Consider the following 4,039-nt stretch of genomic DNA (forward strand, 5'->3'; position numbering starts at 1 on the left):
CAGGCGTTGCGCTTTTTATGTTGGCTTGTGCTTACTATGTGGTATCCCGACCAGAGGAGTAAAATCCGGCGCATATCTGATGGTGCTGCCGGATGCATAATATCTGGGAGCCTATTATGAGTGACAATGCTGCGCCGCGGATTAATCCGGTAGTTTCTGCTTTATCTTTGCCGCCAATTCCTGCTGTTAAAGCATGGGCGCAGGCCTATGACGGTGCTTTGGGGCCGTTGATTGATTTGTCACAGGCCGTACCGGGTTATCCGCCGCATGATGAAATGCTGCGTTTTTCCGGCGAAGCGGCATCTTCCAAAGCTTTTGCCAATTACGGGCCGATTGAAGGTCTGCCGGCGCTGCGTGAAGCCTATGCCGCGCATGTCAGCCAGCTTTACAAAGCCAAACTCGATGCAGCGCAGGTGCAGATTACAGCCGGTTGCAATCAGGCTTTTATTGCGGCCGTGATGGCGCTGGCCGGTGCCGGTGATACGGTGATGCTGAGCAATCCGCTTTATTTCAACCATGAAACGTCACTGGCCATGCTCGGTATCAAATTGGAGCTGATGCCATGCCGTGCGCAGAACGGTTTTGTGCCTGATCCGCAGGAACTGAAACAGGTTCTCCATGCAGGCATTAAAGTTCTGGCGCTGGTCACGCCGAATAATCCGACCGGCGCCGTCTATTCACCGGACGTGCTGAAGCAGATTTATGAAATTTGCCGTGCCAATGGCACATGGTTGATTCTCGATGAGACTTACCGCGACTTTCTCGAAGATGCCGATGCCGTGCCGCATCATTTATTCGATGAGGCTGACTGGAATGATTATCTGATCCAGCTCTACAGCTTTTCCAAATCCTTCTGTATTCCGGGTCACCGCCTTGGTGCGATTATTGCGGCGGAAGCTGTGATTTCAGAAATTGCCAAGATCATGGACAACTTACAGATTTGTGCGCCTTTGCCGCCGCAGGCAGCGATTGCGCAGGCGATTGAACCGCTGACCGAATGGCGTAATGAAAACCGCCGCGAAATTGCGCATCGTGCGCAGGCTTTGCGTAGTGCAATTGCGCAAATGGAAGGCTGGGAAGCCATTTCCGTAGGCGCTTATTTCGCCTTTGTCCGCCATCCATTCAAAGGAGTGGAATCTGCGGCTGTGTCAGAAAAACTGGCAAAGACCTGCGGGATTATCACCATTCCGGGCGCTTATTTCGGTGAAGGGCAACAGGACTTCCTGCGCTTTGCTTTTGCCAATGTGAATGCGGAAACCATTACGATGCTGCCGGAACGTGTGGCTGCGCTGCAGTTTTAACTGCTGTTCATTGTGCCGCATATAACCATCTGGCGCTTAAGCTGATTCTTCCCCTATAGTGGCAGACGGTCTGCTGCATATCGGGGAGGAATGCATGTTTGAACTGGCAATCGCGTGGGACTGGCTTGGCTTTGCTGCCCGCTGGCTCCACGTTATCACCGCAATTGCGTGGATCGGCTCATCTTTCTATTTCATTGCTCTTGATCTGGGCTTGCGCAAAGCGCCCGATCTGCCGCCCGGTGCCTATGGTGAGGAATGGCAGGTTCACGGTGGTGGTTTCTATCACATTCAGAAATATCTGGTGGCACCGTCGCGGATGCCGGAAGACCTGATCTGGTTCAAATGGGAATCCTATGCCACGTGGCTGTCAGGCTTTGCGCTTCTGGCTATCGTCTATTACGGCAGTGCTGATCTCTATCTGATTGATCCGCAGGTGCTGAATGTCTCCCGCACCACGGCGATCATCATTTCACTGGCTTCTATTGCCGGTGGCTGGATCATTTATGATCTGCTGTGTAAATCTCCGCTCGGGCGCAATACCACCCAATTGATGGTGATCCTCTATTTCGTGCTGGTTCTTATGGCATGGGGCTATACGCAGCTGTTTACCGGACGCGCGGCCTTCCTGCATCTGGGCGCTTTCACCGCCACCATCATGTCCGCGAATGTGTTCATGATTATCATTCCGAACCAGAAGAAAGTGGTCGCAGATCTGATTGCGGGGCGCACACCTGACCCCAAATATGGCGTGATCGCCAAGCAGCGTTCCACCCATAATAACTATCTGACGCTGCCGGTTATCTTTCTGATGTTGTCGAACCATAATCCTCTGGCATTCGGCACGAAATATAACTGGATTATTGCATCGCTGGTGTTTCTGATGGGGGTAACAATCCGCCATTGGTTCAATACCCGTCACGCGCGCAAAGGCAGTCCGACTTGGACATGGCTGGCAACGGTTTTGCTGTTTATCGTGATTATGTGGCTGTCTACCGAGCCGAAACAGCTGGACAATGCGGGTGAAGCGCAGGCGTCAACAATCCAGCAAAAATACATCAATACGCCGGAATTTGAGACAGTGCGCGATACGGTTCTGGGGCGTTGTTCCATGTGCCATACGGCGGAGCCGTCTTGGGAGGGCATTCTGGTGCCACCAAAGGGTGTCATTCTCGACAGTGATATTGCGATCGCCGCTCATGCCAAAGAAATCTATCTCCATGCAGCGCGGTCTCATGCCATGCCGCCGTCCAATCTCACCGGTATGAGTGCGGAGGAGCGTCTGTTGCTGCGTCGCTGGTATGAGACGGCGTCAGCTTCTAAACCCTGATCGAATCTATGTTGTAATACTGACTATTTCTGCTTTTCAGCGAGGGTATTTTCATGTCTGTGAATATGACACAAAAGCATAATCAGCGTCTTATCCGCGGGCGTGTTCTGAGTTTTATCAATGAACCGCAGGATATCAGCGATACATCATCCTATATCTATCATGAGGATGGCGCACTGCTTGTTGAAGGCGGGGTGATTAAAGCTGTTGGTGATTATGAAACTGTTGTAACGCAGAAATCACTGGACACACCGGAAACCGATCATCGTCCGCATCTGATCCTGCCCGGTTTTATTGATACGCATATCCATTTTCCGCAAAGTCAGGTGGTTGCGTCCTATGCGGCGGAACTGCTGGACTGGCTCAATGATTATACTTTTATCGAAGAGCAGAAATATGCCGATGAGCAATTCGGTGAGCATATTGCTGAGCGTTTTATTGATGAATTATTGCGTCACGGCACAACGACTGTTGTGGCCTATGGTTCTGTACATCCGCAAAGTGTGGATGCATTTTTTCGCGCCAGTGAGCGGCTGAATATGCGCAATATTGCCGGCAAGGTGATGATGGATCGCAATGCGCCTGCCGCTTTGTGCGATACGGCACAATCTTCCTATGATGATAGCAAAGCATTGATTGCCCGCTGGCATGGCAAGGGGCGTCTGGATTATGCGATCACGCCACGTTTTGCGATCACCTCCACACCGGAACAGCTTGAGGCAGCGCAGGCTTTGGTGCGTGAACATCCGGAATGTTATGTGCAGACGCATTTGTCTGAGAACCATGCCGAGATTGAATTTACCTGTTCGCTCTATCCTGATGCGCCGGATTATACCGGCATTTATGAGCATTACGGCCTGCTCGGGGATAAGACCTTACTCGGGCATTCCATTCATTTGTCTGAGCGGGAAGTGAAGGTGCTGGCTGATAGCCGGTCTGTGGCGGTGTTCTGCCCGACTTCCAATCTGTTTCTGGGCAGCGGATTGTTTGACCGCGATGGCTTGCGCGATGCCGGTGTGCGCATTGGCGTAGCGACTGACATTGGCGGCGGTACCAGCTGGTCGATGCTTCGCACGCTGGATGAGGGCTATAAAGTGCTGCAATTGCGTGGCCAGCGGCTCAATCCGCTCACTTCATTCTATATGATGACATTGGGCAATGCGCGGGCACTGTCGATGGAAGACAGGATCGGTACGCTGAATGCAGGTACGGAAGCGGATTTCGTGATTTTGGACAGTCGTGCCACATCTGCGATGCGGCTGCGTATGGATGCAGGTTCCAATCTGCCGCAGGAATTGTTCCTGTTGCAGACACTCGGGGATGACCGTGCGATTGTGGAAACCTATGTGGCTGGTCAGCCGGTGAAAACGGCTCACTGACAAAAAGCAGTTTAAAGAAAAACCGGGCGGGA

The 4,039-nt window shown here is 52.2% G+C and carries 3 protein-coding genes; all 3 read left to right on the forward strand.

Translation table 11 applies throughout. The annotated features are described in order from the left end of the window. Positions 1–116: 116 nt before the first annotated feature. The 3 genes from A918_RS0106810 to guaD all read left to right on the forward strand — a co-directional run bounded on the left by A918_RS0106810 (position 117) and on the right by guaD (position 4,007). Positions 117–1,301: an aminotransferase gene (locus A918_RS0106810; protein WP_033315938.1), complete on the forward strand. Its 1,185-nt coding sequence runs from the start codon at positions 117–119 to the stop codon at positions 1,299–1,301. A gap of 94 nt (positions 1,302–1,395) precedes the next feature. Then, on the forward strand, positions 1,396–2,628 hold the full coding sequence (locus A918_RS0106815) for a urate hydroxylase PuuD (RefSeq protein ID WP_028233487.1): 1,233 nt from the start codon (positions 1,396–1,398) through the stop codon (positions 2,626–2,628). A gap of 53 nt (positions 2,629–2,681) precedes the next feature. Then, positions 2,682–4,007: a guanine deaminase gene (gene guaD, locus A918_RS0106820; protein ID WP_022710337.1), complete on the forward strand. Its 1,326-nt coding sequence runs from the start codon at positions 2,682–2,684 to the stop codon at positions 4,005–4,007. The last annotated feature ends 32 nt before the right edge of the window (positions 4,008–4,039 follow it).

It is taken from the genome of Pseudochrobactrum sp. AO18b, from assembly GCF_000409565.1.
Taxonomy (GTDB): Bacteria; Pseudomonadota; Alphaproteobacteria; order Rhizobiales; family Rhizobiaceae; genus Pseudochrobactrum; species Pseudochrobactrum saccharolyticum.